Raw genomic sequence first — 25,905 nt, forward strand, 5'->3', positions numbered from 1 at the left:
CAAGCAGGCATGAAACTGAAATTTTTACATAAACGCAAAGAAGAAAAACAGACGGAAAAAGAAGCCTTCTCCCTGCCGAAATTCATCATTGAGCGGAGCAGGGCGATCGAGATTGTCTTTCTGGTTCTGGTGCTGATATCAGCGCTCATGGCGCCGTTTGTCGAGATCAACTATGATCTGACGGAATACCTGCCGTCGACCGTCCAGTCCAAACAGGGATTGGACCTGATGGAAGAGAAATTCGGCTACCCCGGCACGGGGCGTATCATGATTGACGATGTTTCGCTTTATGAGGCGAAAGCCTACAAGGATAAAATAGAGGCGTTGGACGGAGTCGATCAGGTCATGTGGCTCGATACATCGACCAGCGTATACGCGGCGGACGCATTTATCAACTTTAATAGTGTTGATGAGTATTACAAGGATAATACGGCGGTTATGGATATTGTTTTTGTAAACGGCGACACGGATAAGAGGACGTCCCAGACGATCGATGAGATCAAGGACATTCTCGGAGACAAGGGACATTACGTCGGCATGGCGGTTCAGAATAAATCGCTGCAGGAAAATGTTTCGAGCGAGATGAAGCTGATTATGACGCTGGCGGTCGTGGTTATTTTCCTGATTCTGACCGTGACGACGAACTCCTGGTTTGAACCGGTGCTGTATCTGACGGTCATGGGCGTGGCGATCGTCCTGAACAAAGGAACGAACCTGTTTATCGGGCGGATATCCTTTTTGACGAACAGTGTGTCGGCGGTCCTGCAGCTCGCCTGCTCGATGGATTATTCGATTTTCTTAAGCCACGCGTTTGCGAGGGAAAAGGCAAAGGGACTGGATCAGATGACCGCGTTAAGCAACGCGATCAATGAGGCATTAAACTCCATTTTCGCCAGCAGCCTGACGACGATCGTCGGATTTATCGTTCTGTGTTTTATGAAGTTTAATATCGGATTTGATATGGGACTCGTGCTGGCAAAAGGTATTGTCCTGAGTCTTCTGACAGTTGTGTTTTTCATGCCGGCGATGATTCTGCGTATGACACCGATGATTGAGAAAACTTCGCACCGTTCGTTCCTGCCGTCGTTTGATAAGCTCAGCCACGGCATTTATAATTGCCGCCGCATCGTGCTGATTCTGATTGCGGTGCTGGTGATCCCGGCGTACACGGCGCAGAGCATGAACGATTTTCTCTACGGAAATGATGCGGTCGGCGCCAGCGAGGGAACGACGGTATATGAGGATGATGAGCTGATCACAGCAAAATTCGGACGAAGCAATATGATGATGGCGATCGTGCCGGATACTTCTTCTATCAAGGAAAAACAGTTCACGGATGAGCTGGAAGACCTGCCGTACATGAAGAGTGTAACGTCCTTGTCCGGGCAGCTCCCGGAAGGCGTACCGGAAGATTTCCTTCCGTACAGCATCACAAGCCAGTTACATAAAAAAGATTATGCGAGAATCCTTATTTACGTTAAGAGTAAGGGCGAGAGCAAGCTGGCGTACCAGTGCTCGGATGAGATCCAGGCGATCATGAAGAAATATTATCCGGAAAATTCGTATCTGGTCGGCACAACACCGTCCACACAGGACATTCAGACGACGATCACGAAGGATTACAGCCGTGTCAATGTGATGTCGCTGATCGGCGTATTTGTGGTTGTCATGTGGAGTTTTAAATCACTGATTATTCCGCTCCTTATCATGATTCCGATTGAGGTCGCGATTTTCGTCAATATGGCGGTACCGTACATCGTCGGAGACACGATGATTTTCATTGGTTACATTATCGTAAGCTGTATCCAGCTGGGCGCGACCGTCGATTATGCGATTCTGACGACGAACAATTATCTGGAATGCCGCAAGACGATGGATAAGAAGGAAGCGGCGATCGGGACGCTGAATCTTAGTATTCCGGCGATTCTGACATCCGGTTCGATCCTGACCTGTGCCGGATATATTGTATACAAGGTATCGAGTGTCGCGGCGATCGGCGATCTGGGACATTTGATTGGACGGGGGGCTCTGATTAGTATGCTTTTTGTCTGCTCCCTGATGCCGGCATTTCTGGTATTGTTTGATCATATCCTGATGCAGAACGAATTTGAGAGGATTCATCTGTTTTTCAAAAAACGGCGCGAACGCCGCCATGCCCGTATGAAACGGGCGGCAAGACGCGTGGCTGGTGCCGTGTGGAAAGGGAAAAAGCCGCTGGTGGATTCAGTTACGTCGAAAAGAAAACAATTCGAAGCTGAAACGAAAGCGCTGAAAGATACAGAAATGACAGAGACGGGCGGTTCTCAAGAGAAAACAGATTCCGATGTGGAGGCGCGGGAGAAACACAGAAGAAAGCTCCGGCTACTCGGAAAAGTGAGAGAACGAAGAAAAGACCGGAAACGGAAGATGACAGAAAAAAGGGAGGCTGGAAGCCATGAAGAAGATCATTAGAAGAGGAGCGGCGGCGACGCTGGCAGCGGTTACGCTGGTAACGAGTGCGGCAGTTCCTGTCCGGGCGGCTGCACCAAGAGTTCAGGTAGATGAAACGATGTATGTCAATCTGGACTATTATGGAACGGCAACGCAGATCAATGTGGTCAAAGGCTGTACCACGAATGGACTGACCGAATATACCGATTATGGTACCTATGACAAGGTGGTCAACATGACGGACGACACGGCGCCGGAAATTGGCGATGGAACCGTCACATGGAAACTGCCGGAGAAGAATTCGCGTTTTTATTATCAGTGTACGATGCCGAAAAACAGCGTCGATCTGCCGTGGACGTTTGACGTTTCCTATAAACTTAATGGAGTGGAAGCGGATGCATCCAAACTGGCGGGGGCGTCTGGTCTGGTTGAGGTCAATGTAAAGGCGACCCCGAATGAGGAGGCGAAGGCGTATTACAAAAATAATATGGTGTTGACCGTGCTTGTGCCGGTGGATATGGAGAAATGCTATAGTGTCGATGCGCCGGGGGCGCAGGTGCAGTCGGTTGGAAGCTATCAGGCGGCAATGTTTGCGGCGCTTCCGGGCGAGGACGGCGATTTTACAGTCCGGGTCGGCACGGATAAGTATGAGAATATCGGAGTCATTATGATGATGGTTCCGGGGACCCTGGATGAGCTGAACCGCATCAAGGATCTGAAAGAGGCGAAAGATACCTGGCGCGAGGATGGAAACAAGATGTATGACAGCATGAATGCGCTGTTAAAGACGATGGAATCCATGAAGTCGGATGTTTCCGGCGTGAAGGGCGGTCTGGCAAATCTCGATCAGGCGCGTGGAACCGTCAGTGCTAACCGGAAACAGATCGAGGCGCTCTCGACACAGGCGCTTGCCGATCTGCAAGCGGTCACGGATCAGACGACGGTCATGATTCCGTATTTACAGACGGCGCGCGATGCGGTGACGGATATTAACAGCAACACACAGGCGCTTTCCAATACGATGGAAGATATGCAGGATGAACTAGATCGCCTGTATGACCGCCTGGGAAGTCTGAGCAAATCGCTCCGGTCGGCTTCGGATGAATTAAATAAGGGTCTTGTCAGTCAGCAGACGCAGGATGCGATCGAGAAAGATATTGTCCAGCGGATGGCGGAAGTCCAGAAAATTTTGGAAGAACTCGATAAACTTCTGGGACTGGGAAATACCTCCCTGGCGGTGACAGAACAGGGGATTGGAAGCCTGAATCAGAGTTTAGCCACGTTAGACGGCATGAAGCTGAAACGGATCCGCAAGATGAAGAGTGCGGAGAAGGAAGAGACATCTGTATCGTCGGAGGCGGCATCTGGAAACGGAAATGGTCAGACAACGGGGGCGGCTGGCAGCGCAGATATCACGGATTCTGCAGGTGCCGCCGATCATGCAAGAACTACGGGTTCTGCAAATACCACGGATGACGCGGAAATGGCAGCAGGCACTTCGGCCTCTGGCTCAGCAGGAACAGAAAGGAAAGATTCGGCTGAACAGGAAGCAGCGGGCGCAGGCATAGCGTCTGGTGCAGCTGGTAACCAGGCGGAAAAAGCGGCTGAATCAGCGACAAAGACGGAAGAGAAGAATCCTGCTTCGACGGCAGACAAGGCAGAGACGGATTCTGCTAAGAATTCGGGTTCCGCTTCGGAAGACAACTCCTCGGGTCAGGATGCAGAGGTGAATGCATTTGGAACCGAGGTTTCTGCGGGAGCCCTGACAGCCGGACCGTCCGGCGAGCCGGGAAGCGGCGGTGTCAATGATGCGAGCTGGGAAGATGAGATTGGCAATGCAGAAGATGATGTAGAGGAGGCGCTGGAGTCTCTGTCAGCGACTACTTATTCTGCGGATGCTGCAAGTCTGGTGGAAGAGACGAAGGGCATTTTCCAGAAAGTGGAGCAGGCGCAGAAAACTGCGAAAACGATTGTGAATAAAGTGAATGGTGCGTTCAAGACGGCGGGAGATATTACTGGCAAGACGGGTTCGACTTTATCGGCGCTCAGAAGTTCGACCGATGAACTGATTAATTTGCTGGATGATATGCGGGTCCTGATTGACACAACGGATAAATATGTGCCGACGATGCTGGATTCCCTGTCTGATTCTGAAGAACTGATGAACCGGCTGACCAGGGCGCTTTATACCACACATGATATGCTCAGTCTTTTGAATGACACGCTGATTTCGGCAGGTGATTCGCTGGATGCCGGAACCAAGGCAACGCTGCAGGGCATGGAGAAGATTCTTGATAAGAACCTGACCATGATCGATCAGCTTGCGGCGGTTCGGGAAGCGGGGGAAGACATGAAGAGTACGCTCGATGAGCAGATCGATAAGTTTGAGGATGAGAACAACTTCCTGAACATAGATCCGGAGGCGGAGAAGATTTCCTTTACCTCCTCGAAAAATCCGTCCCCGAACAGCGTGCAGATCGTCCTGCGGACCGATGAGATCAGCGATGATGATGAATCAACCGATATCTCCGATCAGGAGGCAGACGGCAGCAGTGAAGAAGGTCCGTTAAAACGGATGTGGAATGTGCTGGTGGCGATCGTGAAGGCGATTATTGAGATATTCCAGAATCGGTAAAAGATGCAGAATAAAAATAGATAAGAAAAAGAACTGCCGCATCAGCAAATGATTTGCTGGGCGGCAGTTCTTTTTAGTGGACCAGACGGGAGTTGAACCCGTGTCCAAAAACCAATTCCCTGTTCTTCTACTATCATAGTCCGTTCTTTGACATTCCCTCTATCCTGCGGAAACGAACATCCTCAGAACTTCAGTAGTTCCTGATACGCCTGACAGTCCGGAACCCGCCTGTCATCGTTTCTCACATATTCGATGCCAGATTCTTAAAGTGTGAGTGCTCTAAGGCTGACAACTGCCAAATTAGGCAGCGTATGCTAATTTGTTGTTAGCGTTTAATTTTAAGTTTGCCATTTAACGCATCGCATGCGGATAGCTTCACCAGCTTCATGATCCCTGTCGAAACCGGTACTGGCCCTTATATTTATAGCCTTATTATCATACCATGAAAGAGGCGGTCTGTCAATGCAGTGAAAACTCAAGAGAAAAATATCTTGACAAAATAGAAACAGCTGATATAATCGAGACTGTAATGATGAACCAGAAACGGGTTTATCTATATAGAAAGAAAGTGTTGAGAAGACCAGTAGGATTGTGGAACTGGACAGAGAACGGCGTCGCAGGAAAAGCCTGAAATAACAGAGGCAGGTGGCTGTGGGTGGAAGCGTCGGACAGGAAAGCAAATCTGAATACCAGCTTTGAATGTCCCTTAATCGGGAACGGTGATTCCGTTATCATCAGAATGAAGTGGAATCGATCCGAACGATCGATTCAATAAGGGTGGAACCGCGATTAATCGTCCCTTAGTCAGAAACATCTGGCTAAGGGACTTTTTGTTTCATAGGAAATTGCGTCCTATGAAACAAAAAACGCTCCGCGGGATGCGCACTCGCGCGAAGAAGCAACATGTCGCAGGCGATCGTGCTCGGCGCGAGAATGTGCCAAGACACATTCTTTCGTGGTTCTTCTGGTCAGGAAGCTTTTATTATTTCAGAACGAAAAGGAGAAAAAAGATGAAGATCACATTAAAAGATGGCTCTGTCAAAGAATATGCGAGCCCGATGTCCATCATCGACATTGCAAAAGACATCAGCGAAGGCCTGGCGAGAGTGGCATGTCTGGGTGAGGTTGACGGTGAGAAAGAAGATCTCCGTACCGTGATCGACCATGACTGTCAGTTAAATATCCTGACTGCAAAGGATGAGAAAGGTCTTGCAGCTCTGCGCCATACCGCCAGCCATGTAATGGCACAGGCTGTAAAACGTCTTTACCCGGAGACAAAACTTGCGATTGGACCGTCCATCGCAGACGGTTTCTACTATGATGTCGATCCGGCTACCCCTCTGACTGCAGAGGATCTGCCAAAGATCGAGGCAGAGATGAAGAAAATCATCAAAGAAGCACTTCCACTGGAGCGCTTTACTCTGCCGAGAAATGAAGCGATCGAGTTCATGAAGGAGAAAGAGGAGCCGTACAAGGTAGAATTAATCGAGGATCTGCCGGAGGATGCAGAGATTAGCTTCTACCGTCAGGGTGATTTTACTGACTTATGTGCAGGACCTCACATGATGAACACCAAGGGTGTTGGTAAGGCATTTAAGCTGATGAATCTGGCAGGCGCATACTGGAGAGGCAGCGAGAAGAACAAAATGCTGACCCGTATCTATGCGACCGCATTTGCAACCAAAGAGGATCTGGAAGCATACATCACAATGATGGAAGAGGCAAAGAAACGTGACCATCGTAAACTGGGCAAAGAACTTGGCCTGTTCATGATGCACGATGCAGGTCCGGGCTTCCCGTTCTTCCTGCCGAAGGGCATGGTACTGAAAAATACCCTGCTTGATTACTGGAGAGAAATCCATAAAAAAGCTGGTTATGTAGAGATTTCCACTCCGATCATCCTGAATCGCAAGCTCTGGGAGACTTCCGGACACTGGGATCATTACAAAAACAACATGTATACAACTGTGATCGATGAAGAGGATTACGCAATTAAACCAATGAACTGTCCGGGCGGCGTTTTGGTATACGCTTCTGAGCCACGTTCCTACCGTGATCTGCCGCTGCGTATGGGTGAGCTTGGTATCGTTCATCGTCATGAGAAATCTGGTCAGCTTCATGGTCTGATGCGTGTACGCTGTTTCACACAGGATGATGCACATATTTTCATGACACCGGAGCAGATCAAGGACGAGATCAAGGGCGTTGTACACCTGATCAATCAGGTATATTCCCTGTTTGGGTTCAAATATCACGTAGAGCTGTCCACCCGACCGGAAGACAGCATGGGAAGTGATGAAGATTGGGAGATGGCAACCGAAGGCTTGCGTTCCGCTCTGGAAGAGCTGGGACTGCCGTATGTGGTAAACGAGGGCGATGGCGCATTCTATGGACCGAAGATCGACTTCCATCTGGAAGATTCTATCGGAAGAACCTGGCAGTGTGGTACCATCCAGCTTGACTTCCAGCTTCCACAGCGATTTGAATTAGAGTACACCGGAGCAGACGGCGAGAAACATCGTCCGATCATGATTCACCGTGTTGTATTTGGTTCCATCGAGCGTTTCATCGGTATCTTGATCGAACACTTCGCAGGTGCATTCCCAACCTGGCTGGCACCGGTACAGGTAAAGATTCTTCCGATTTCTGACAAATACGCAGATTACAGCAAGGAAGTTCTGGACAAGCTGACCGAGGCTGGCATCCGTGCAGAGATGGATACACGTTCCGAGAAGATCGGCTATAAGATCCGCGAGGCACAGACCCAGAAGATCCCGTACATGCTGGTTGTTGGACAGAAAGAGGAAGAAGAGAAGACCGTTTCCGTCCGCAGCCGTTTTGCAGGTGACGAGGGTGCAAGCAGTGTAGAGAGCTTCATCGAGTCCATCCAGAAGGAGATCGAAGAGAAAAACCTGCGTGAGACTGTGAAAGCAGACGAAGCTAAATAATTTTGAAAAATTAAAAAATCAGGCAGACGCATCTGTGAGATAAAATCATGGATGCGTTTGTTTTAGTTTACACGAATAAATCCAAAAAAGAAGCAGATACTACTCCTGAATCTAAAAACCAGTAACTGTTCACAGGCAGGAATTTTCTGAACTGAAAATTCCGTACGATACAGTTCTGGTTGCAGATTTTGCCGATTTGGAATGCGAAGTATCGGTAAAATCCCGTTACTGGTCATACATGTGTGAACAGCAACGAAAACCATGACACATTGAAAAGTGTATCGCTGAAAAGTTTGACAGCTGGATGCCGGAGGAGACTTTCGGTGATGCATGTCAGAAAACAGGAGGAAAAATCATGACAAAACTGGATTGTAGTGTAACCGGATGTATGCACAATGCGGAAAACTGCTGCTGTAAAAATACCATTCTGGTAGAAGGAAAGACGGCGCAGGATAAATGCGATACCTGCTGTGGCAGCTTCGACGAGAAGAAAGGCGGCACATTCCGCAACCTTTTTAAAACACCGGAGAGCCGTCTCGAAGTAGAGTGCGAGGCAACGAACTGTGTTTATAATACAGACCGCCGGTGCAGCGCGGAACACATCGGAATCACCGGAGGCAATGCGACAGTTTCTATGCAGACGGAATGTTCGAGTTTCCAGAAACGGTGACTGATGCGGTTTTCTTTTTTAATAGAAGAAAGACTGCATAAATATTCGAAATAAAAAATGCCGCCGGATATGGAAAATTCTGTCAGGAAGGAAGCAAAACCGGGCAGAGGTAATGATATCCGGCGGTAGTTTTTAGTATGTCCGTAAATGTATTTGCGTACGTTGCCGTCATTTGCGCAACACGTGAACCATATTTAAAAATCATTTGTAAATCTTCTCAAAAATCTTCTCAAAAATCTCGAAAAAACCGGTTGACATTCCAAAGAAACCATAGTATACTAACAAAAGTTGTGAGGAAACAACTTTACGAAGACAGGAAAGCAGGTTATCTACCTCACCTCAGCACGAGCAAGTGACTGTGGGTTCATAAATTTGAGAAATTTCCTATATTGGATTTCCTATTATGAGTAAGTGGATGGTCTGTACTGTTCACTTATTTTTTTTGACACTGAATCAACCAAAATCATCACATATCATGGGGGTGCACGACTATTAGCGAGTTAATGATTAACGAACAGATTAGAGACAGAGAGGTTCGTTTGATTGGCGAAAATGGAGAGCAGCTTGGAATCATGTCCGCAAAGGATGCTTACAAGTTAGCGAAAGAAGCGGAACTGGATTTAGTAAAGATTGCTCCGACTGCGAAGCCGCCGGTCTGCAAGATTATCGATTACGGTAAATACAGATACGAGCTTGCAAGAAAAGAAAAAGAAGCTAAGAAGAAACAGAAGGTAATCGAGATCAAGGAAGTTCGTCTTTCCCCGAATATCGATGAAAATGACCTGAATACCAAGATGAACAATGCGAGAAAATTCCTGGAAAAAGGCAATAAAGTAAAGGTTACACTTCGTTTCAGAGGTCGTGAGATGGCACATATGTCAAAGACAAAGTATATCCTTGACGATTTTGCAGAGAAGCTTGCCGATATCGCAGCCGTTGATAAACCGGCAAAAGTAGAAGGAAGAAGTATTGTACTGTTCCTTTCTGCGAAACGCTAGATATAAGGACATAACTATTATTAAGGAGGACTACACCATGCCTAAAATGAAAACAAGCAGAGCAGCTGCTAAACGTTTTAAAACAACCGGAACCGGAAAGTTAGTAAGAAATAAAGCTTACAAATCCCACATCTTAACTAAGAAATCTACAAAGAGAAAAAGAAATCTTAGAAAAGACATCGTTACTGATGCTACAAACAGCAAGGTAATGAAGAAGATTTTACCGTACTTATAAGATTCGAGGATTAAGAAGGAGGAAATAACCGATGGCAAGAGTAAAAGGCGGATTAAACGCTAAAAAGAAACACAATAGAGTATTAAAGCTGGCAAAGGGTTACAGAGGCGCACGTTCCAAACAGTACCGTGTAGCTAAGCAGTCCGTAATGAGAGCTCTTACAAGCTCCTACGCTGGTCGTAAAGAGAGAAAGAGACAGTTCAGACAGCTGTGGATCGCTCGTATCAACGCAGCAGCACGTATCAATGGTCTGTCCTACAGCAAGTTCATGTACGGCTTAAAGCAGGCTGGTGTTGAGATGAACCGCAAGATCCTTTCTGACATGGCTATCAACGATGCAGAAGGTTTCGCAAAACTGGCAGAGCTGGCTAAGTCCAAACTTGCGTAAGCAAAGAGCAGTGCGAAAAAAAGAAGCCACACACAGAAGCGTTGTGTTTACACAAAAGCGGCTGTGTGTGGCTTCTTTTTTTCATAGGGCGAATGCCCGACAGCGAGGAAAAACGAAGTTTTTTCGAGCTGCCGCACTGCGGACTAGAAAGAAGTGATCCATAGAAGCGTTGTGTTTACACAAAAGCAGCTGTGTGCGGCTTCTTTTTTTCATAGGGCGAATGCCCGACAGCGAGGAAAAACGAAGTTTTTTCGAGCTGCTGCACTGCGGACTAGAAAGAGGTGACCAAGAAACTTTTTTCCTCCAGCCGCCCCCACGCGGCGCAGAGGAAAGCTCTCTGACATCAGCAAAAATCACAACCCACATTCCCACGATATAGAATTTACTTATGAAATTATATTAAAAAAACTATCCAGAAATCGAGAAACTTGTGGTATAATGGATAAAAATATGGCTGTGAATTATTTAATCAGCCAGGTCGCAGATAGTTGACTCATAATAAAAGTGTATTGGGAGGTATCTTTAGAATGGCAAATGAAAAGAAAAAGCCGGTTAAGATCGTGGAAACTGTCCTTCGTGACGCGCACCAGTCTCTGATTGCAACCAGAATGACAACGGAGCAGATGCTTCCGATCATCGGAAAGATGGATGAGGTTGGATATCATGCAGTAGAATGCTGGGGCGGTGCGACATTCGATGCCAGCCTTCGTTTCCTGAAGGAGGATCCGTGGGAGCGCCTTAGAAAGCTGAGAGATGGTTTTAAGAAGACAAAACTTCAGATGCTGTTCCGCGGACAGAATATTCTGGGTTATAACCACTATGCAGATGATGTGGTAGAATATTTCGTACAGAAATCAGTTGCCAATGGTATTGATATTATCCGTATTTTTGACTGTTTAAATGATATCCGCAACCTGGAGACAGCGGTAAAGGCAGCCAACAAAGAAAAAGCACACGCACAGATAGCACTGAGCTATACACTGGGTGATGCATATACACTGGATTATTGGAAAGACATTGCAAAGAGAATCGAGGATATGGGCGCTGATTCCCTGTGTATCAAGGATATGGCAGGTCTTCTGACTCCGTACAATGCAGAGATCCTTGTAAAAGCACTGAAAGAGGCAGTTGATCTTCCGATTGATATCCATACGCATTACACCTCCGGCGTTGCATCCATGACGTACCTAAAGGCAGTGGAAGCGGGCGCTGACATGATCGATACCGCGATGTCCCCATTCTCGATGGGAACGAGCCAGCCGGCGACCGAGGTTATGGTTGAGACCTTCAAAGGTACTCCGTATGATACCGGACTGGATCAGGAAAAACTGGCGGAGATCGCAGATTACTTCCGCCCGATGCGTGAGGAAGCGTTAAAGAGTGGTCTGATGAATACCAAGGTTCTGGGCGTTGACATCAATACCCTGCGTTATCAGGTCCCGGGCGGTATGCTTTCCAACCTGGTTTCCCAGCTGAAAGAAGCGCGCGCAGAGGATAAATACTACGATGTTCTGAAAGAGATTCCGAGAGTCCGCAAAGACTTCGGTGAGCCGCCGTTAGTTACTCCGTCTTCCCAGATCGTTGGTACGCAGGCTGTATTAAATGTCCTGATGGGCGAGCGCTACAAGATGTTCACAAAGGAATCCAAGAAACTTCTGATGGGCGAGTTCGGACAGACTGTAAAGCCGTTCGACAAAGAAGTTCAGAAGAAAGCAATCGGCGATGCAAAACCGATCACCTGTCGTCCGGCAGATCTGATCGAGCCGCAGCTTGAGAAGATTGAGGCGGAGATGAAGCAGTGGAAGCAGCAGGATGAGGATGTCCTGACTTATGCACTGTTCCCACAGGTAGCAAAAGAGTTCTTCGAGTCCCGTCCGGCAAAGAAACCGCCGGTTGAGAAACGCGAAATCCTGAAAGCAGCTGCGCCGGAAGTAAAGAAAGCACCGGTGTCCACTGAGGAGATGGATGGAAACGGAATCAATACCTGGGCTGGAAGAAAAAGCGAGTCTTACCAGATCTAAGCTAAAAAGAATTTAAGGATTTTGAGCCAAAAGGAGTGCCAGAATCGGTAGAGTGTACCGGGTTGGCACTCCCTTTTTTATTTCATAGGAAATTATGTCCTATGAAACAAAAAAACGCTCCGCGAGGATGCGCACTCGCGCGAAGCAGAAACATGTCGCAAGCGACCGCGCTCGGCGCGAGAATGTGCCAAGGCACATTCTTTTTCATGCGGTCATGCATTCAAAAATCATGTATCCGGAAAACATTTCGAAGCCAACCTATACTGCTTCTAAAAATTAAGAAAATCTTACAATTTCACGCAAAGACCCCAAATTTTGCGAAGTTTTTTCGGTAAGGTTGACACATATGGTCTTTTTTCATTATAATAGATACGATTGTAAAAACGTGAAAAAGATGGAAAACAGTCGAGCGGCTGTCTGGAAATGCGGCGGCAGACAGAATAAGAATTCCGTTGCGGGGGATGAATTGCAGAAAACGCAGCAGAATGAGGAGATAGACGGATGAAAAAATGGAAGTTATTGGGGAAACGGGCGGCGGCGTTTCTGCTGGGCGCTGTGATGGCGGTCAACCCAGGGCTGGCAGGTACTGCAGCAGAGTCTTTGCTGGGGATCGTCAGCTATGCGGAAGAGAGAACCGCGTCGGTCAATGCGACAAACCTGAATGTCCGGAGTGGTCCGGGCACTTCGTATCAGGCACTAGCGAAGCTGTCCAAGGGCGCACCAGTTACAGTACTTGGTGAGCAGACGGGAACGGATGGCGTCGTATGGTATCAGATACGATATAGCGGAAGCGGCGGTGAGCAGACGGGTTATGTTTCGAGCAAATACATAAAGTTTCCGACTGCGATCAAATCGGATTCGGATTTTGAAAGCTATCTGACAAAGCAGGGATTTCCGGAGAGCTATAAACAGGGACTCCGGGAATTGCATGCACAATATCCGAATTGGACGTTCACGGCGTTCCAGACGAATCTGGATTGGAACACAGCGTTGAAAAATGAAAGCGTGATCGGGCGGAACCTGGTTGCGAGCAGCAGCATTTCGTCCTGGAAATCGACCGAGACAGGTGCGTATGACTGGGGAACCGGAACCTGGCCGGGCTTTGACGGAAGCTCCTGGGTACAGGCGTCTTCGGATATTATCGCCTATTATATGGATCCGCGGAATTTCTTAAATGATAAATATATTTACCAGTTCATGAAACAGTCGTATGACAGTTCGCTTCACACGAAGACGGGGCTGCAGAACATGGTGAGCGGAACTTTCCTTTCCGGCACGGTGTCGGGCGGCTCGTCGGTATCGGCCGGTACGGGAAGTAGTTCAGGAAGCTCTTCTTCCGGTTCAGCGCCGGGACCGGGAAGTTCGTCAGGTTCGAGCGGAAGCAGCGCCGGTCTGTCGTCTCCGATCGCTTCGATCAGCGATCATAAGACGGAGCGGGTGGCAGCGACCAATGGACCGGGCATGGCGGGAGATGGATTTTCTTCCAACAATGCAGACGGGGAGACGGCGCCGGTCAGCAGCGGCACATCGAATAAGTCATCGGGGACAACCAGCAGCACGGCTGGAACCACCAGTGGCAGTACAAGCGCACCGGAAAGCAGCACAACTGGAACAACTTCTGGTTCAACCAGCAGCGGAAGAACAAGTGCACCGGGAAGTGGCACTTCCAGCAGTTCGGGAACTTCCACGGGAGTGGCGCAGCAGTCTGCAATCGGCACTTCCTATGTAGATATCATCATGAATGCGGCATCCGAATCGGGAGTCAATCCATATATTCTGGCGTCGATGATTCTGCAGGAACAGGGCAGCCAGGGAACCGGACGCAGTATTTCCGGAACGGTGTCCGGCTATCAGGGATATTATAACTTCTTTAATATAGAGGCATATCAGTCCGGCTCGATGAGTGCGGTAGAACGCGGACTCTGGTGGGCATCCCAGTCGGGAAGCTATCTGCGCCCGTGGAACAGCATCGAGAAATCGATCCGCGGCGGTTCGGTTTATTATGGCGAGAATTATGTGAAAAAAGGGCAGGATACGCTGTACTTAAAGAAATTTAATGTGCAGGGCAGCAACCTTTATAAACACCAGTACATGACGAACGTGCAGGCGGCAGCTGCCGAAGGACTGACGCTTTCGAAGATCACGGCATTGGCAAATACAACACTTGAGTTCTCGATTCCGGTGTATAAAAACATGCCGGCGGGCGCCTGCGTCAAACCGACGCTGGACGGCAGCCCGAACAACAAGCTGTCGGCGCTGGGTGTCGATGGATTTGCACTGACACCGACCTTTAACCGAGATACAGAGTCCTACGATCTGATCGTGGATCCATCGGTGGCAAGCGTGACGGTAGCAGCGAGCGCGATTGATTCCAAGGCAACGATTGCCGGAACGGGAACGGTCGATCTGCAGAGCGGTGTCAATGAGATCACCGTGACGGTCAAAGCGGCAAATGGAAATCTGCGAAATTACGTCCTTCACGTAGTGCGCCAGTCGGGCGGTCCGACCTACTCAAGCTCGATTGGAAGCGGCGTTTCCTCTGGAAGCAGCTCTAGCGGTCCGGCGACGGGACCGGGCATGTCTTCAGGAAGCAGTTCAGGAAATTCTTCCTCCGGCGGTTCGGATGTGCAGATTGTCGGTCCGACCTCTTCGGGAAGCAGTTCAGGAAGCTCTCCTTCCGGGCAGTCTGCACCGGGATCGAATGTGAATGGATTTGGGAGCGGCAGTTCCGGAACCCTGATTGCGCCAAATGGGGAGTCTGTCGGGAGCGCCGGCAGTCCGCAGGGGAGCCAGTCGCCGACCAGTGCGGCGGCACCATCCCAGTCCACATCGGGAACGCATGCGGCATCGTCGGTGCGCGGGGATGTCAACGGCGACGGTAAGCTGAACATCATGGATATCCTGCTGGCACAGCGGTCGATACTGGGACTTGGAAAGTTAAGAGCGGAAGAAATCGCGCGCGCCGACCTAAATGGAAATGGAAAAGTAGATATTTTGGATGTTCTTCTGATGCAGAAGAAGATTCTGGGACTGTAGGGATATTTCACGTACCTGCGGCTGGTCTTGAGAGATGGCAGCGGGTACGTGAAAATTTGTAAAGAAAGGGAACGGTGCAGATATGGGACCGTTACCAATAAAGAATATAGGACAGGGCAGTTGAATGAAAAGGTTTAAAAATATCATATTAGGTATACTTGCGGCAGGTATGCTGACGGTGGCGGCGCCGGTTGGTGGGATCAGCGCCTATGCATCCAGCGCAAAAATTTCATTTTCCGATCCGAGTGCGACGGTGGGGCAGGAGTTCAGCGTCAATGTGAAGATCTCCTCTCAGGATGGAAATCTAGGGGCATCCGACGTGGTACTTTCCTATGATCCGTCGGTCATTGAGTTTGTGAGCGGAAATAACGCAAGCGGCGGTGCAGGTTCCGTCCGCCTGGTTGGAACGATGGATTCCAATTCGACGAAGGCATTTTCCTATACGCTGAAATTCAAGGCAGTGCAGGCGGGAAATACTTCGATCTCTGTGGGAAGTTATGAAGTCTATGACTCAGATGCACAGGCAGTCACAGTTTCTAAAACGGGGACGGCGAGCGTCAAAGTAAAAGCACCGGCAACCTCCTCGGCGGAAGCGGCGCTTTCGTCCTTGAAGATTTCTCCAGGAACACTTTCCCCTGCATTTTCGCCAAATGTGACTTCCTATACGGCGCAGGTAGGAGCCAGCGTCGATAAGCTGGCGGTCAGCGCGAGTGCGAAGGACAGCAAGGCGAAAGTCCTTGTCAGCGGTGATTCCAGCTTAAAGGTAGGTGCTAATACCGTTGTCTGCAAGGTGACGGCGGAGGATGGACAGACAACTAAGAGCTACACGATCACAGTCAATAAGCTCGATACGGTCGATGTGCCGTCAGAGGCGGAGACAGGGGCTGAAACAGAGGCAGTTGGGACAACGCCGGTTGTGAAAAACGGGCTGGATGTGGAAATAGACGGCGTTTCCTATACGGTGGCGACGGAATTTGATGCCTCCCTGCTTCCGGAAGGATATACGCAGTCTACCTGTACTTATGGCGGTTCAGAGGTCCAGTGTGGAAATGGCAATGACCTGACGCTTTTGTATTTGCAGGGTGCCGATGGAAATGGTGCATTTTATATTTATATACCGGAATCCGGTGTGTTATCGCCGTATGTGACGATCGATGTGACAGCAAAGTCGATTCTGGTGCTTCCACCGGATGAGTCGGTTCAGATTCCGGATGGATTTATGGAGACGACCATTCAGTTAAACGGCACGTATAAAGTGCAGGGCTGGGTGTGGAAGAGCGATGAACAGCAGAAGTATTGTGTCGTATATGGTATGAATGAGAGCGGCGAGAAGTCGCTGTATCGGTATGATATTGCAGAAAAGACCTTCCAGCGGTATTTTGAAGACCCGTCTCTGGCAACTAAATACGATGATGCACAAGTGGAAGAGATTGTAGATAAGTACAACGCACTTTGCAGGGATTATAATATCCGCTTTGTCATGCTTGCGGTTCTGGGCGTAGCGTGTGTAATCTTGTTCTTTATCGTGATCAATCTTCTGCTCAAGCGGAAAGAGTGGAGAGAGGAAGCGCAGGCAGCCGGAGGCAGACAGAGGTCCAAGCGTCGTCCGTCATCGCCGAATGCACGACCGGCGGCAGACGCACGGGTGAAACGAGGCACTGGGCGCGACAAGAGAGAAGATGGGGAAATGATGCCGGCAAGACCGGTAGCGCGGAGTGAGAAGGAGCGCATGGCAGCGGATGACAGACGCCGCCCGTCCGCAGAGCGGATGGAGGAAGGGCGTCGGAGTGCGCGCCGAACCCAAGAGACGCTGGAGACAAGACCGGTTCGCCGGGAGCGGGAAGAGGAGCGCGAGATGCAGCCGGTCCGCCGGACAAGGGAAGATGAGCGCGCGTCCCAGCCTGTTCGCCGAGAGCGGAGTATGGAGGCAGCATCGGCAGACCGCGCAAAACGGATGCCGGAGGAAAGACGTCGCCGGGAAGCAGGAAGCGAAAATCGTTCCGAACGCGTTCGTAGAGAAATGCCAGAAGAAAGCAGTCCGGCTTGTGTCCGCAGAGAGGCATCAGAAGAAGAACGTCTGCAGCGCACCCGCAGAGATGCGGCAGAGGAAAGCCATTCAGAGCGTCCGCGCAGAACTTCGGCAGACGGAAGCCGCGCAGAGCGGGAACGCCAGGCAGTGGCAGAAAGCCGACGCACAGAACGGGAACGTGCCGTTTCAGCAAAAGAAAGCCGCCTGCAGCGCGATTACACGCCTGCATCGGCGCATCGTGCGGCGAAAGAGTCTGCAGCATCGGGAGAACGCCGGAATGCGCGCCCGGCGATTTATGTGCGCCCGGCATCCCGCTCGGAGCTTTACTACACGCTGGAACGGGAGGAATACGGTGATCGCCCAACGAGATATGAGTCGGAATCAGAGCGATCCAGACGCGCCCGCGAGGCAAAAGCCCGGTTAGAGCGGGATCGGCGTGATGAGGATGGATTTGAGTATATCGACGATCCGCAGTAAATAAAAGAGGAAAAGATGGATATCTGTCCAGGAGATTTCTGGCGGGTATCTGTCTTTTCTTTTATATCGCTTTTTTTGTAACAAGTTCACGTTACTGTTCACGCATACGTGCCCAGTAACGGAATTTGCCGTGGCTTCGCATTTAAATACGGCAAATTCCTGCTGCCACCACGTTTTCTTACGGCACTTTCAGTTCCAAAAGTGCCTATCCGTGAACAGTAACAAGTTCACACAATTAACACAGTTTTACAGTTGACGAAAACACCTGTTTGTTATACAATCTATATAACAAATGATAAAACAGGCGGCTGACTGTATTTAGAAACGGGGTCTGCCGTCAGAATGAAAGATGGTGGAGTATGATTGTAGAGATTGATTTTAACAGTGAGGAAGCGCTTTATATTCAGCTCATAAACCAGATCATCATCGGGATTGCGACCGACCAGATCCGGGAGGGCGATACGCTGCCATCCGTGCGCCAGTTAGCGGATAACATCGGAATTAACATGCACACGGTCAACAAGGCATATTCTGTACTGAAACAGGAAGGCTTTCTGCGTGTGGACCGCCGCCGCGGGGCAGTGATTGCACTTGACACGGATAAGATGCGGACGATCTCGGAGATGCGCCGGGATCTCAGTGTGATTCTGGCAAGAGGTGTCTGTAAAAATGTGAGCCGCGAGGAGGTTCACAATCTGGTGGATTCCATTTATGACGCATTTACAGCGGAATAGCAGGTTCCGGCTGCGGGCGATGGTTTTTGTGTATTGGAACCGTTGCGGGATGTGTATGTTGGGAGGATAAATTATGCTGTGTGAGAAATGTGGGATTCGCGAAGCGAATATTAAATATACAGAAGTGTTTAACGGCGTCAAGACAGAGCATAATCTCTGCGCCCAGTGCGCGAAAGAGATGGATCTGGGACCGTACTCGGCACTGATTGAGGGAGAATTTCCGCTTGGAAAACTGCTTTCGAGCCTTTTGGGACTGACGGATGCATCTGCCAGCCAGGCACCGAAAGAGGATGTGGTATGCCCGACCTGCGGCACGACGTATGAAGAATTTATCAAGAACAGCCGTTTCGGATGCGCGGACTGTTATCATGTGTTTGATCCGTTGCTTGGAGAGAAAATTAAGAAATTGCAGGAAAATTCGAGCCATACCGGCAAACATCCGAAGATCCAGCCGCGCAGTCAGGCGGCTGCAGAGGTGACGAAGAAAGGAGAACTGGAATTCAGCCCGGAAGAGCAGATTAAGCAGCTGAAACGCAGGCTGGAAGCGGCGTTGCAGGAAGAAGACTATGAGACGGCTGCTGCCTGCCGGGATAAGATACACAGTCTGGAAGGAGAGATGAGACATGACGAAATGGTTTGAGGAAGTGGCGAATGATGCGTCCAATATCGTTTCCAGCCGGGTGCGTCTGTCTCGGAACTGGGAGGAATATAAATTTCCGAGCCGTCTGGAGCCGGATGAGGCGCGGACGATGATTGCCCGTTTAAAACAGAATTTTCGCGATCTGGGTGACCGGGACGGTCAGTTTTATGAATATGAAGATCTGGAATTGATGGAGAAGCTTGACCGCACCGCATTGCGGGAACGGCGGCTTTTAAACCGCACGCTGGCGGAGAAGACGACGCCGGGTGGGATCCTCTGTTCGGAGGATGAGCGGGTCAGCATGGTATTAAATGCGGACGATCATATCCGTTTACAGGTGCTGGCATCGGGACTCGATCTGCAAGAATGTTATGCAAAAGCGGATGAGCTGGATGATTATATCAACGAGAAGATTCCGTATGCATTTAATGAGAAATATGGGTATCTGACGTCCTATCCGACGAATGTCGGAACAGCAATGAAGGCGTCCGTGGTCGTGCATCTGCCGTCTCTGACAATGAATAAGAAATTTCAGGAACTTCTGGGCGATATGGGACGTTTCGGCACGACCGTGCGCGGCGTTTATGGCAGAGGCAATGAAAACTATGGCGATCTGTACGAGGTAGTCAATCAGAAGACACTCGGAATCACCGAACAAGAGATTCTGGAGCTGGTAGCCAACGTGGCGGGGCAGCTCTCGGCGCAGGAAAATCAGTTCCGCGAGGTTTCTCTGTCGAGGCACCGCCTGGAGCGGGAGGACGAGGCGTACAAGTCCTACGGCGTTCTGAAATATGCGCGCCGGATGACGCTCAAGGAAGCGATGACATTTCTATCTCATGTCTGGGCGGGCATCGCGGACGGGCTGTTAAAACCGGCAGAATTTGTGAGCATTTACCGCCTGATGATCGGCATCCAGCCGGCAAACTTACAGAAACGTTCGAGCAAGCCGCTGGGACGTGAGGAATTGGAGGCAGAGCGGGCGCGGTATCTGCGTGAGGAACTGCCGAAGCTGGTGTAAAGTAAAAAGAAACAGGAGGAACAGTAAAATGATCGATCGTTTTACTCAGAAAGCCAGAGAAGCGATCCGTCTGGCAGTCGAGACAGCGCAGGAGCTGGAACACGGCTATGTGGGGACGGAGCATCTGCTTTTAGGACTGATAAAAGAGGGAACTGGCGTGGCGGCAGCGGTTCTGGCAGAACATGATGTGACAGAAGAGCGTGTCATGGAACTGATGGAGCGTCTGATAAGCCCGGCAGTGGCGACTCAGGTAGAGGGACAGATTGAATATACGCCGGGGGCGCGCGCCGTGCTGCAGGCGAGTTATGATGAGGCGGTTTTTTTCAAAGCGCCTCTGATTGGAACGGAGCACATCCTGATTGCCATCATCAAGGATGGAAAATCAACTGCGTGCCGTTTACTCAATACAATGAATGTTAATATTCAGAAATTATATGTGGATCTGATGGGGGCTATGGGCGATGATGCGCCGTCCGAGGCGGCGGAAGATGCGGCAGCAGGACGGGTGCGCCCGGAGAAAGGCAATACACCGAATCTGGACAATTTCAGCCGGGATCTGACTCAGATGGCGCGGGACGGAAAGCTCGATCCAGTCATCGGCAGGGAACGGGAAATGAAACGTGTTATTCAGATTTTAAGCCGCCGGACGAAGAATAATCCGTGCCTGATCGGGGAACCAGGCGTCGGAAAAACGGCGGTTGTGGAAGGTCTGGCGCAGTTCATTGTTTCCGGCAATGTACCGGAGACGATCGCGAAAAAGCGGGTTGTCAGCCTCGATTTGTCCGGCATGGTCGCAGGATCCAAGTACCGTGGTGAGTTCGAAGAGCGGATTAAGAAGGTACTTGCCGAGGTGCGGGAGAGTGGAAATGTGCTCTTGTTTATTGATGAGATTCACACGATCATCGGTGCAGGCGGCGCGGAGGGCGCGATCGATGCCTCTAATATCCTGAAACCGTCGCTGGCGAGGGGCGAGATTCAGCTCATTGGTGCGACGACGCTGGAAGAATACCGCAAATACATCGAAAAAGATGCGGCCTTGGAACGCCGGTTTCAGCCGGTTATGGTGGATGAGCCGACGGAGGCGGAATCCATTGAGATTTTGAAGGGGCTTCGCAGCCGCTATGAGGAACATCACAAGGTGACGATCCAGGATGAGGCACTGGTGGCAGCGGTGCGCCTGTCTGCCCGCTATATCAATGACCGTTTCCTGCCGGACAAGGCGATCGATCTGATCGATGAAGCATCCTCGAAGCTGCGTCTGACTGTATATACGGAGCCGGAGGAGATCAAAAAGCTCGAAGCGGAGATCAAAAAACTCGAAGGTCAGAAGGAAGAGGCGATCAAGGCTGAAGCCTATGAGAAAGCCGGTGAGATCAAGAAGAAGCAGCAGAAAAAGCAGGAAAAGATTGAAAAGATTCGTGAAAAATGGGAAAAAGAGAAAAATTCACGCAAGTTAGTGGTCGGTGAAAATGAGATTGCGGACATTGTTTCTGACTGGACGAAGATCCCGGTTCGCAAGCTGGCAGAAGAAGAGTCAGAGCGGCTGTTGAAACTGGAGTCCATTCTGCATGAGCGCGTGGTCGGACAGGAGGAAGCTGTATCCGCCGTGGCGCGTGCGATCCGCCGTGGTCGTGTGGGACTCAAGGATCCGAAGCGGCCGATCGGTTCGTTTCTGTTCCTGGGGCCGACGGGTGTCGGAAAAACAGAGCTTTCCAAGGCACTCTCGGAGGCGATGTTTGGCACGGAAAATGCGATGATCCGCGTTGATATGTCGGAGTACATGGAGAAACATAGCGTTTCCAAGATGATCGGTTCGCCGCCAGGATATGTTGGCTACGAGGAGGGCGGACAGCTCAGCGAGAAGGTGCGTCGCAATCCATATTCGGTTATTCTCTTTGATGAGATTGAAAAAGCGCATCCGGATGTATTTAACATTCTGCTGCAGATCCTCGATGACGGACACATTACGGACGCACAGGGACGGAAGGTGGATTTCAAGAACACGATTCTGATTATGACCTCCAATGCGGGCGCTGAAAATATTATTTCCCCGAAGCGGCTTGGATTCTCGTCGGAGAGCGGTGAGAAAGCGGATTATGCGTTTATGAAAGAGCGCGTGATGGAGGAAGTGCGCCGGATGTTTAAACCGGAGTTTTTAAACCGAATCGATGAGATTTTAGTATTCCATCCTCTGACGAAGGAGAATATCAAGACGATCGCGGGCATTCTGCTGCGCGGCATCAAGAAAAGGACGGAGGATCAGCTTGGAATGACGCTCACGATCACAGATGATGCGATCGATTTCCTGGCAGACAAGGGATATGATTCCAAATATGGTGCAAGACCGTTGCGCCGGACGATCCAGACGCAGATCGAGGATCAGCTTTCTGAGAAGATCCTGGAAGGCACGATCCGGAAAAAAACAGAGGTTCGGATTGAAAAAGATGGCGATCAGCTGAAATTTGAGACGGTCTAAAGGGCTGGAAGCGAAAAGACTGGTAAACCCGGTCGAAGTGTGTTAAAATGATACTACTGAGTAACTGTGTAAGTGCGGAGCAGTTGCGATATTGATTAAAAGGATACTAGGAGGATAAAGCATTATGCCAGTAGTTAGCGAGTTAATCCGCATCGAGGATGACGGAACCATCAGTTTTGGCAATTATATGTTAGCAGCAAAGTCCAAGCTGCAGGATTTTGAATTTCAGGGCGATCTTTATAAGGTAAAAACATTCGGCGAGATTACCAAGCTGGAGCGCAACGGAATGTTCGTATATGAGTCGGTACCGGGCACGGCAGTCAATCATTTCCAGGCGGGAGATACTTCCGTACAGTTTTCGGTTGAGGGCGAGAAGGATGCTCAGATTACCATTCAGTTAGAGGATGAGCGTGAGTATGAGGTATATGTAGACGGCGTATCGGTCGGTGGCATGAAGACCAACGTCAGCGGCAAACTGGTACTGAGCGTGGAGCTGAACCCGGGCAAGGCAACCGCAATCCGGATTGAAGCCAGATAAGGAAAAGAAAAACAAAACGTTACGTACAAGTTACAATGCATGAGATGAAAGCTGCTGCATGGCAGGAATGGCGGGCGTGTGCGCCGGAAGCCGGTTTCCGCCATGCAGCAGCTTTTTATGTAATAAGAAATATGAGAAGAAGTGTTTGGAAAGGAATCAGCATGGCAAAGGCAAAATCAACGGGATTTTTCTGCAGGGAATGCGGTTATGAATCTTCCAAATGGATGGGGCAGTGCCCGGCGTGTAAGGCGTGGAATACGATGGTGGAAGCGCCGTCCGCACCGGCATCATCCGGTACGGCAGCAGGGCGGTATGCGGCAGCGGCTTCGCTGACGGCGGCACCGGGGAAACGGGTTGGCGCGCAGACAAAGCCGGTCAGCTTAGATGAAATTGAGCTTTCCGATACGGATCGGACGAGAACCGGATTTGCAGAACTTGACCGGGTGCTTGGAAGCGGCGTGGTGCGTGGCTCCCTGGTGCTGGTCGGCGGAGATCCGGGAATCGGAAAATCAACCCTGCTTCTGCAGGTCTGCCGGAACCTGGCAGGACAGGAACAAAAGGTTTTATACGTCTCCGGCGAGGAGTCATTAAAACAGATCAAACTGCGGGCAAGCCGGATCGGGACGGTGCGCGGACCACTTTCGTTCTTGAGTGAGACGAACCTGGATACGATCGCGGAGGTAATCCGGGAGGTACGCCCGGATGTGGTCGTGATCGACTCGATCCAGACCATGTTTATCGAGGCGGCAGGTTCCGCACCGGGCAGTGTCAGCCAGGTAAGAGAGTGCACCGGCGTCCTGATGCAGCTCGCAAAAGGACTGGGTGTGACAGTCTTTATCGTCGGTCATGTGACGAAAGAGGGCGTTGTGGCGGGACCGCGTATGCTGGAACATATGGTCGATACAGTGCTATATTTTGAGGGCGATCGCCATGCGTCCTACCGGATTCTGCGGGGAGTGAAGAACCGCTTCGGTTCGACCAATGAGATCGGCGTGTTTGAGATGCGGGAGGAAGGACTGGCGGAGGTGCCGAATCCATCCGAATTTATGCTGGAAGGGCGCCCGGCGGAGGCATCCGGTGCGGTGACTGCCTGCTCGATGGAGGGAACCCGCCCGATTCTTCTGGAAGTGCAGGCACTGGTGTCAAAGACGAATTTCGGACTGCCGCGGCGGACGGCAGCGGGCGTCGATTACAACCGTGTGAACCTGCTCATGGCAGTGTTGGAAAAACGATGCCGTTATGCCCTGTCCGGGTACGATGCGTATGTCAACATTGCAGGCGGCATGAAGATGAACGAGCCGGCGCTTGACCTTGCGATCGTGATGGCGCTGATTTCCAGCTATAAAGACCGTCCGCTGGACGAGAAAACGATCGTATTTGGCGAGGTCGGACTCTCCGGAGAGGTGCGCGCCGTCTCGATGGCAGAGCAGAGAGTCCATGAGGCAGTCAAGATGGGATTTACAAGATGCATTCTTCCGATGGTCAATGTCAGTAAATTGAAACCAAGGTCGGATATCCGGCTGGAAGGGGTGGCAAATGTGCGGGAGGCGATTGGGCTGCTGTAGGTTGCTTGGATTTTGGGAAAATTTAAGAAAAATAATATTAGCGTAATGTGAGTAACAGCAAATTTGTCTCAGTGGGAGTTAGGTCTCCGACTGAGATAAACGCTCCGCGAGGATGCGCAGTGATTCTGATAGGGATATGTCAGCTTCTCTGACCAGAATCACGCGCCAAGTCTCATGGACGTTCGACTTGAATGTTTAAAAAAACAAAAAACGCCAATGACTCATCTCTGAATCACTGACGCCTTTAGAAGCAGGGGAAGAGGGATTCGAACCCCCATTAACGGTTTTGGAGACCGTTGCTCTGCCATTGAACTATTCCCCTTCGCTGCTGACTCAGTTATGATATCATAGCCATAACGAAAAGTCAACAATTTTTTTATAATTTTTCATTTTTTTTGATTTAATATATTTTTTTCCATTTATTAAGTATCATTCATCATTTTATATGGAAACTAGAGATCAGGATAATTTGGTAAAAGAGAATTTGTGTGCTCATGCTGGGTGGAAAATCACAATGAATATTTAGTTCAACTGCCCAAAAACAATCCGCTAAACCATTTGATGTATATAAATAATGACAATATATCATGAAATGAATACGACGATAGTTCTAGACGTCGGAATATTTTACCAAGAAACACGCTGCTTTTTTGGTAAAAATCATGTATTAAAAATATGCGGTATAAAAGAAATCAAATTGACATTCGACAAAAATCATGCTATAAACACTGAATAAATCTTTATGGTTTTAAATGTGCCTAAAAAACGGAGGGAAAAATTCTGTTGGTACATTCAGGAAAAAGGAGTTGTTTATTATGAAACAGAGAAAAATTATGCTGAAAACGATAGAAGATGCAAAGAAATTTGTCAATGCTTCTATGAAATGCGATTTTGATATTGATGTTTTTTATAACCGTGTTGTCATTGACGCCAAGTCGATTCTGGGAGTTATGAGTTTGGATCTGACACAGATTCTGACCGTTGAGTACACGGGCGAGGATGCAGAGTATGAGGCGTTCCTTGACACGATGGAAGCGGACAATGTGACAGCGGCATAAAAGGGCTGG

General features: G+C 49.7%; 17 protein-coding genes, 1 tRNA gene and 1 other RNA gene. 17 read left to right on the plus strand and 2 right to left on the minus strand.

Annotation, left to right across the window (positions count from 1 at the left end; genetic code table 11):
• Window positions 1-9: 9 nt before the first annotated feature.
• Both DXD12_RS01595 and DXD12_RS01600 read left to right on the plus strand, forming a co-directional pair.
• Window positions 10-2,451: an MMPL family transporter gene (locus DXD12_RS01595; RefSeq protein ID WP_118637120.1), complete on the plus strand. Its 2,442-nt coding sequence runs from the start codon at window positions 10-12 to the stop codon at window positions 2,449-2,451.
• On the plus strand, window positions 2,435-5,065 hold the full coding sequence (locus DXD12_RS01600; protein ID WP_118637122.1) for a hypothetical protein: 2,631 nt from the start codon (window positions 2,435-2,437) through the stop codon (window positions 5,063-5,065). Before DXD12_RS01595 ends, DXD12_RS01600 begins: the two co-directional genes overlap by 17 nt.
• Before the next feature lie 74 nt (window positions 5,066-5,139).
• On the opposite strand, the gene ssrA is transcribed toward DXD12_RS01600, so the two are convergent.
• Window positions 5,140-5,480: a transfer-messenger RNA gene (gene ssrA / locus DXD12_RS01605) on the minus strand.
• A 595-nt stretch (window positions 5,481-6,075) separates the two neighbouring features.
• Between ssrA and thrS the strand changes: the two genes are divergently transcribed.
• The 14 genes from thrS to radA all read left to right on the plus strand — a co-directional run bounded on the left by thrS (window position 6,076) and on the right by radA (window position 24,838).
• Entirely contained in the window at window positions 6,076-8,013 is a 1,938-nt protein-coding gene (gene thrS / locus DXD12_RS01610; RefSeq protein WP_118637124.1) for a threonine--tRNA ligase, read from the plus strand.
• 355 nt (window positions 8,014-8,368) lie between these two features.
• On the plus strand, window positions 8,369-8,683 hold the full coding sequence (locus tag DXD12_RS01615) for a DUF1540 domain-containing protein (RefSeq protein ID WP_107000017.1): 315 nt from the start codon (window positions 8,369-8,371) through the stop codon (window positions 8,681-8,683).
• A gap of 503 nt (window positions 8,684-9,186) precedes the next feature.
• On the plus strand, window positions 9,187-9,681 hold the full coding sequence (infC, locus tag DXD12_RS01620; RefSeq protein WP_107000016.1) for a translation initiation factor IF-3: 495 nt from the start codon (window positions 9,187-9,189) through the stop codon (window positions 9,679-9,681).
• Window positions 9,682-9,718: 37 nt separating this feature from the next.
• Complete coding sequence (gene rpmI, locus DXD12_RS01625; RefSeq protein WP_022358435.1) at window positions 9,719-9,916, plus strand: 50S ribosomal protein L35; 198 nt, start codon at window positions 9,719-9,721, stop codon at window positions 9,914-9,916.
• Window positions 9,917-9,947: 31 nt separating this feature from the next.
• Window positions 9,948-10,304, plus strand: coding sequence for a 50S ribosomal protein L20 (gene rplT, locus DXD12_RS01630; protein ID WP_022358436.1), 357 nt, complete (start codon window positions 9,948-9,950; stop codon window positions 10,302-10,304).
• 527 nt (window positions 10,305-10,831) lie between these two features.
• Window positions 10,832-12,325, plus strand: a complete 1,494-nt coding sequence (locus DXD12_RS01635) for an oxaloacetate decarboxylase subunit alpha (protein WP_022358437.1) — start codon at window positions 10,832-10,834, stop codon at window positions 12,323-12,325.
• Between the two features lie 501 nt (window positions 12,326-12,826).
• Complete coding sequence (locus DXD12_RS01645) at window positions 12,827-15,361, plus strand: SH3 domain-containing protein (protein WP_118637126.1); 2,535 nt, start codon at window positions 12,827-12,829, stop codon at window positions 15,359-15,361.
• Between the two features lie 124 nt (window positions 15,362-15,485).
• Window positions 15,486-17,867 carry a cadherin-like beta sandwich domain-containing protein gene (locus DXD12_RS01650; RefSeq protein WP_118637128.1) on the plus strand — a complete coding sequence of 794 codons (2,382 nt, stop codon included), beginning with the start codon at window positions 15,486-15,488 and terminating at the stop codon, window positions 17,865-17,867.
• A 359-nt stretch (window positions 17,868-18,226) separates the two neighbouring features.
• Window positions 18,227-18,601 (plus strand): GntR family transcriptional regulator, encoded by a 375-nt coding sequence (locus DXD12_RS01655; protein WP_022359631.1) that lies wholly within the window; start codon window positions 18,227-18,229, stop codon window positions 18,599-18,601.
• Between the two features lie 73 nt (window positions 18,602-18,674).
• Window positions 18,675-19,241 carry a UvrB/UvrC motif-containing protein gene (locus DXD12_RS01660; protein WP_107000012.1) on the plus strand — a complete coding sequence of 189 codons (567 nt, stop codon included), beginning with the start codon at window positions 18,675-18,677 and terminating at the stop codon, window positions 19,239-19,241.
• Entirely contained in the window at window positions 19,225-20,259 is a 1,035-nt protein-coding gene (locus DXD12_RS01665; RefSeq protein ID WP_117795639.1) for an ATP--guanido phosphotransferase, read from the plus strand. The genes DXD12_RS01660 and DXD12_RS01665 overlap by 17 nt, the downstream gene beginning before the upstream one ends.
• Window positions 20,260-20,287: 28 nt before the next feature.
• Entirely contained in the window at window positions 20,288-22,735 is a 2,448-nt protein-coding gene (locus tag DXD12_RS01670) for an ATP-dependent Clp protease ATP-binding subunit (protein ID WP_118468725.1), read from the plus strand.
• A 124-nt stretch (window positions 22,736-22,859) separates the two neighbouring features.
• Window positions 22,860-23,273: a hypothetical protein gene (locus tag DXD12_RS01675; RefSeq protein ID WP_022359635.1), complete on the plus strand. Its 414-nt coding sequence runs from the start codon at window positions 22,860-22,862 to the stop codon at window positions 23,271-23,273.
• 161 nt (window positions 23,274-23,434) lie between these two features.
• Complete coding sequence (gene radA, locus DXD12_RS01680; RefSeq protein WP_118637510.1) at window positions 23,435-24,838, plus strand: DNA repair protein RadA; 1,404 nt, start codon at window positions 23,435-23,437, stop codon at window positions 24,836-24,838.
• Between the two features lie 251 nt (window positions 24,839-25,089).
• On the opposite strand, the gene DXD12_RS01685 is transcribed toward radA, so the two are convergent.
• Window positions 25,090-25,160: transfer RNA gene (locus tag DXD12_RS01685), tRNA-Trp, on the minus strand.
• Between the two features lie 493 nt (window positions 25,161-25,653).
• Here DXD12_RS01685 and DXD12_RS01690 point away from each other — a divergent pair.
• Window positions 25,654-25,896, plus strand: coding sequence for an HPr family phosphocarrier protein (locus DXD12_RS01690; protein ID WP_107000009.1), 243 nt, complete (start codon window positions 25,654-25,656; stop codon window positions 25,894-25,896).
• Window positions 25,897-25,905: the final 9 nt, after the last annotated feature.

Origin of the sequence: Clostridium sp. TF11-13AC, from assembly GCF_003481065.1 — a bacterium.
In the GTDB taxonomy this organism is placed as follows: Bacteria; Bacillota; Clostridia; order Lachnospirales; family Lachnospiraceae; genus Otoolea; species Otoolea fessa.

Coding starts and splice junctions, on each gene's coding strand:
- DXD12_RS01665 (WP_117795639.1), top strand. CDS start 19,225: ATGACGAAATGGTTTGAGGAAGTGGCGAATGATGCGTCCAATATCGTT.
- DXD12_RS01670 (WP_118468725.1), top strand. CDS start 20,288: ATGATCGATCGTTTTACTCAGAAAGCCAGAGAAGCGATCCGTCTGGCA.
- DXD12_RS01600 (WP_118637122.1), top strand. CDS start 2,435: ATGAAGAAGATCATTAGAAGAGGAGCGGCGGCGACGCTGGCAGCGGTT.
- DXD12_RS01690 (WP_107000009.1), top strand. CDS start 25,654: ATGAAACAGAGAAAAATTATGCTGAAAACGATAGAAGATGCAAAGAAA.
- rpmI (WP_022358435.1), top strand. CDS start 9,719: ATGCCTAAAATGAAAACAAGCAGAGCAGCTGCTAAACGTTTTAAAACA.
- DXD12_RS01675 (WP_022359635.1), top strand. CDS start 22,860: ATGCCAGTAGTTAGCGAGTTAATCCGCATCGAGGATGACGGAACCATC.
- rplT (WP_022358436.1), top strand. CDS start 9,948: ATGGCAAGAGTAAAAGGCGGATTAAACGCTAAAAAGAAACACAATAGA.
- DXD12_RS01635 (WP_022358437.1), top strand. CDS start 10,832: ATGGCAAATGAAAAGAAAAAGCCGGTTAAGATCGTGGAAACTGTCCTT.
- DXD12_RS01615 (WP_107000017.1), top strand. CDS start 8,369: ATGACAAAACTGGATTGTAGTGTAACCGGATGTATGCACAATGCGGAA.
- DXD12_RS01645 (WP_118637126.1), top strand. CDS start 12,827: ATGAAAAAATGGAAGTTATTGGGGAAACGGGCGGCGGCGTTTCTGCTG.
- radA (WP_118637510.1), top strand. CDS start 23,435: ATGGCAAAGGCAAAATCAACGGGATTTTTCTGCAGGGAATGCGGTTAT.
- thrS (WP_118637124.1), top strand. CDS start 6,076: ATGAAGATCACATTAAAAGATGGCTCTGTCAAAGAATATGCGAGCCCG.
- DXD12_RS01655 (WP_022359631.1), top strand. CDS start 18,227: ATGATTGTAGAGATTGATTTTAACAGTGAGGAAGCGCTTTATATTCAG.
- DXD12_RS01660 (WP_107000012.1), top strand. CDS start 18,675: ATGCTGTGTGAGAAATGTGGGATTCGCGAAGCGAATATTAAATATACA.
- DXD12_RS01595 (WP_118637120.1), top strand. CDS start 10: ATGAAACTGAAATTTTTACATAAACGCAAAGAAGAAAAACAGACGGAA.
- infC (WP_107000016.1), top strand. CDS start 9,187: ATGATTAACGAACAGATTAGAGACAGAGAGGTTCGTTTGATTGGCGAA.
- DXD12_RS01650 (WP_118637128.1), top strand. CDS start 15,486: ATGAAAAGGTTTAAAAATATCATATTAGGTATACTTGCGGCAGGTATG.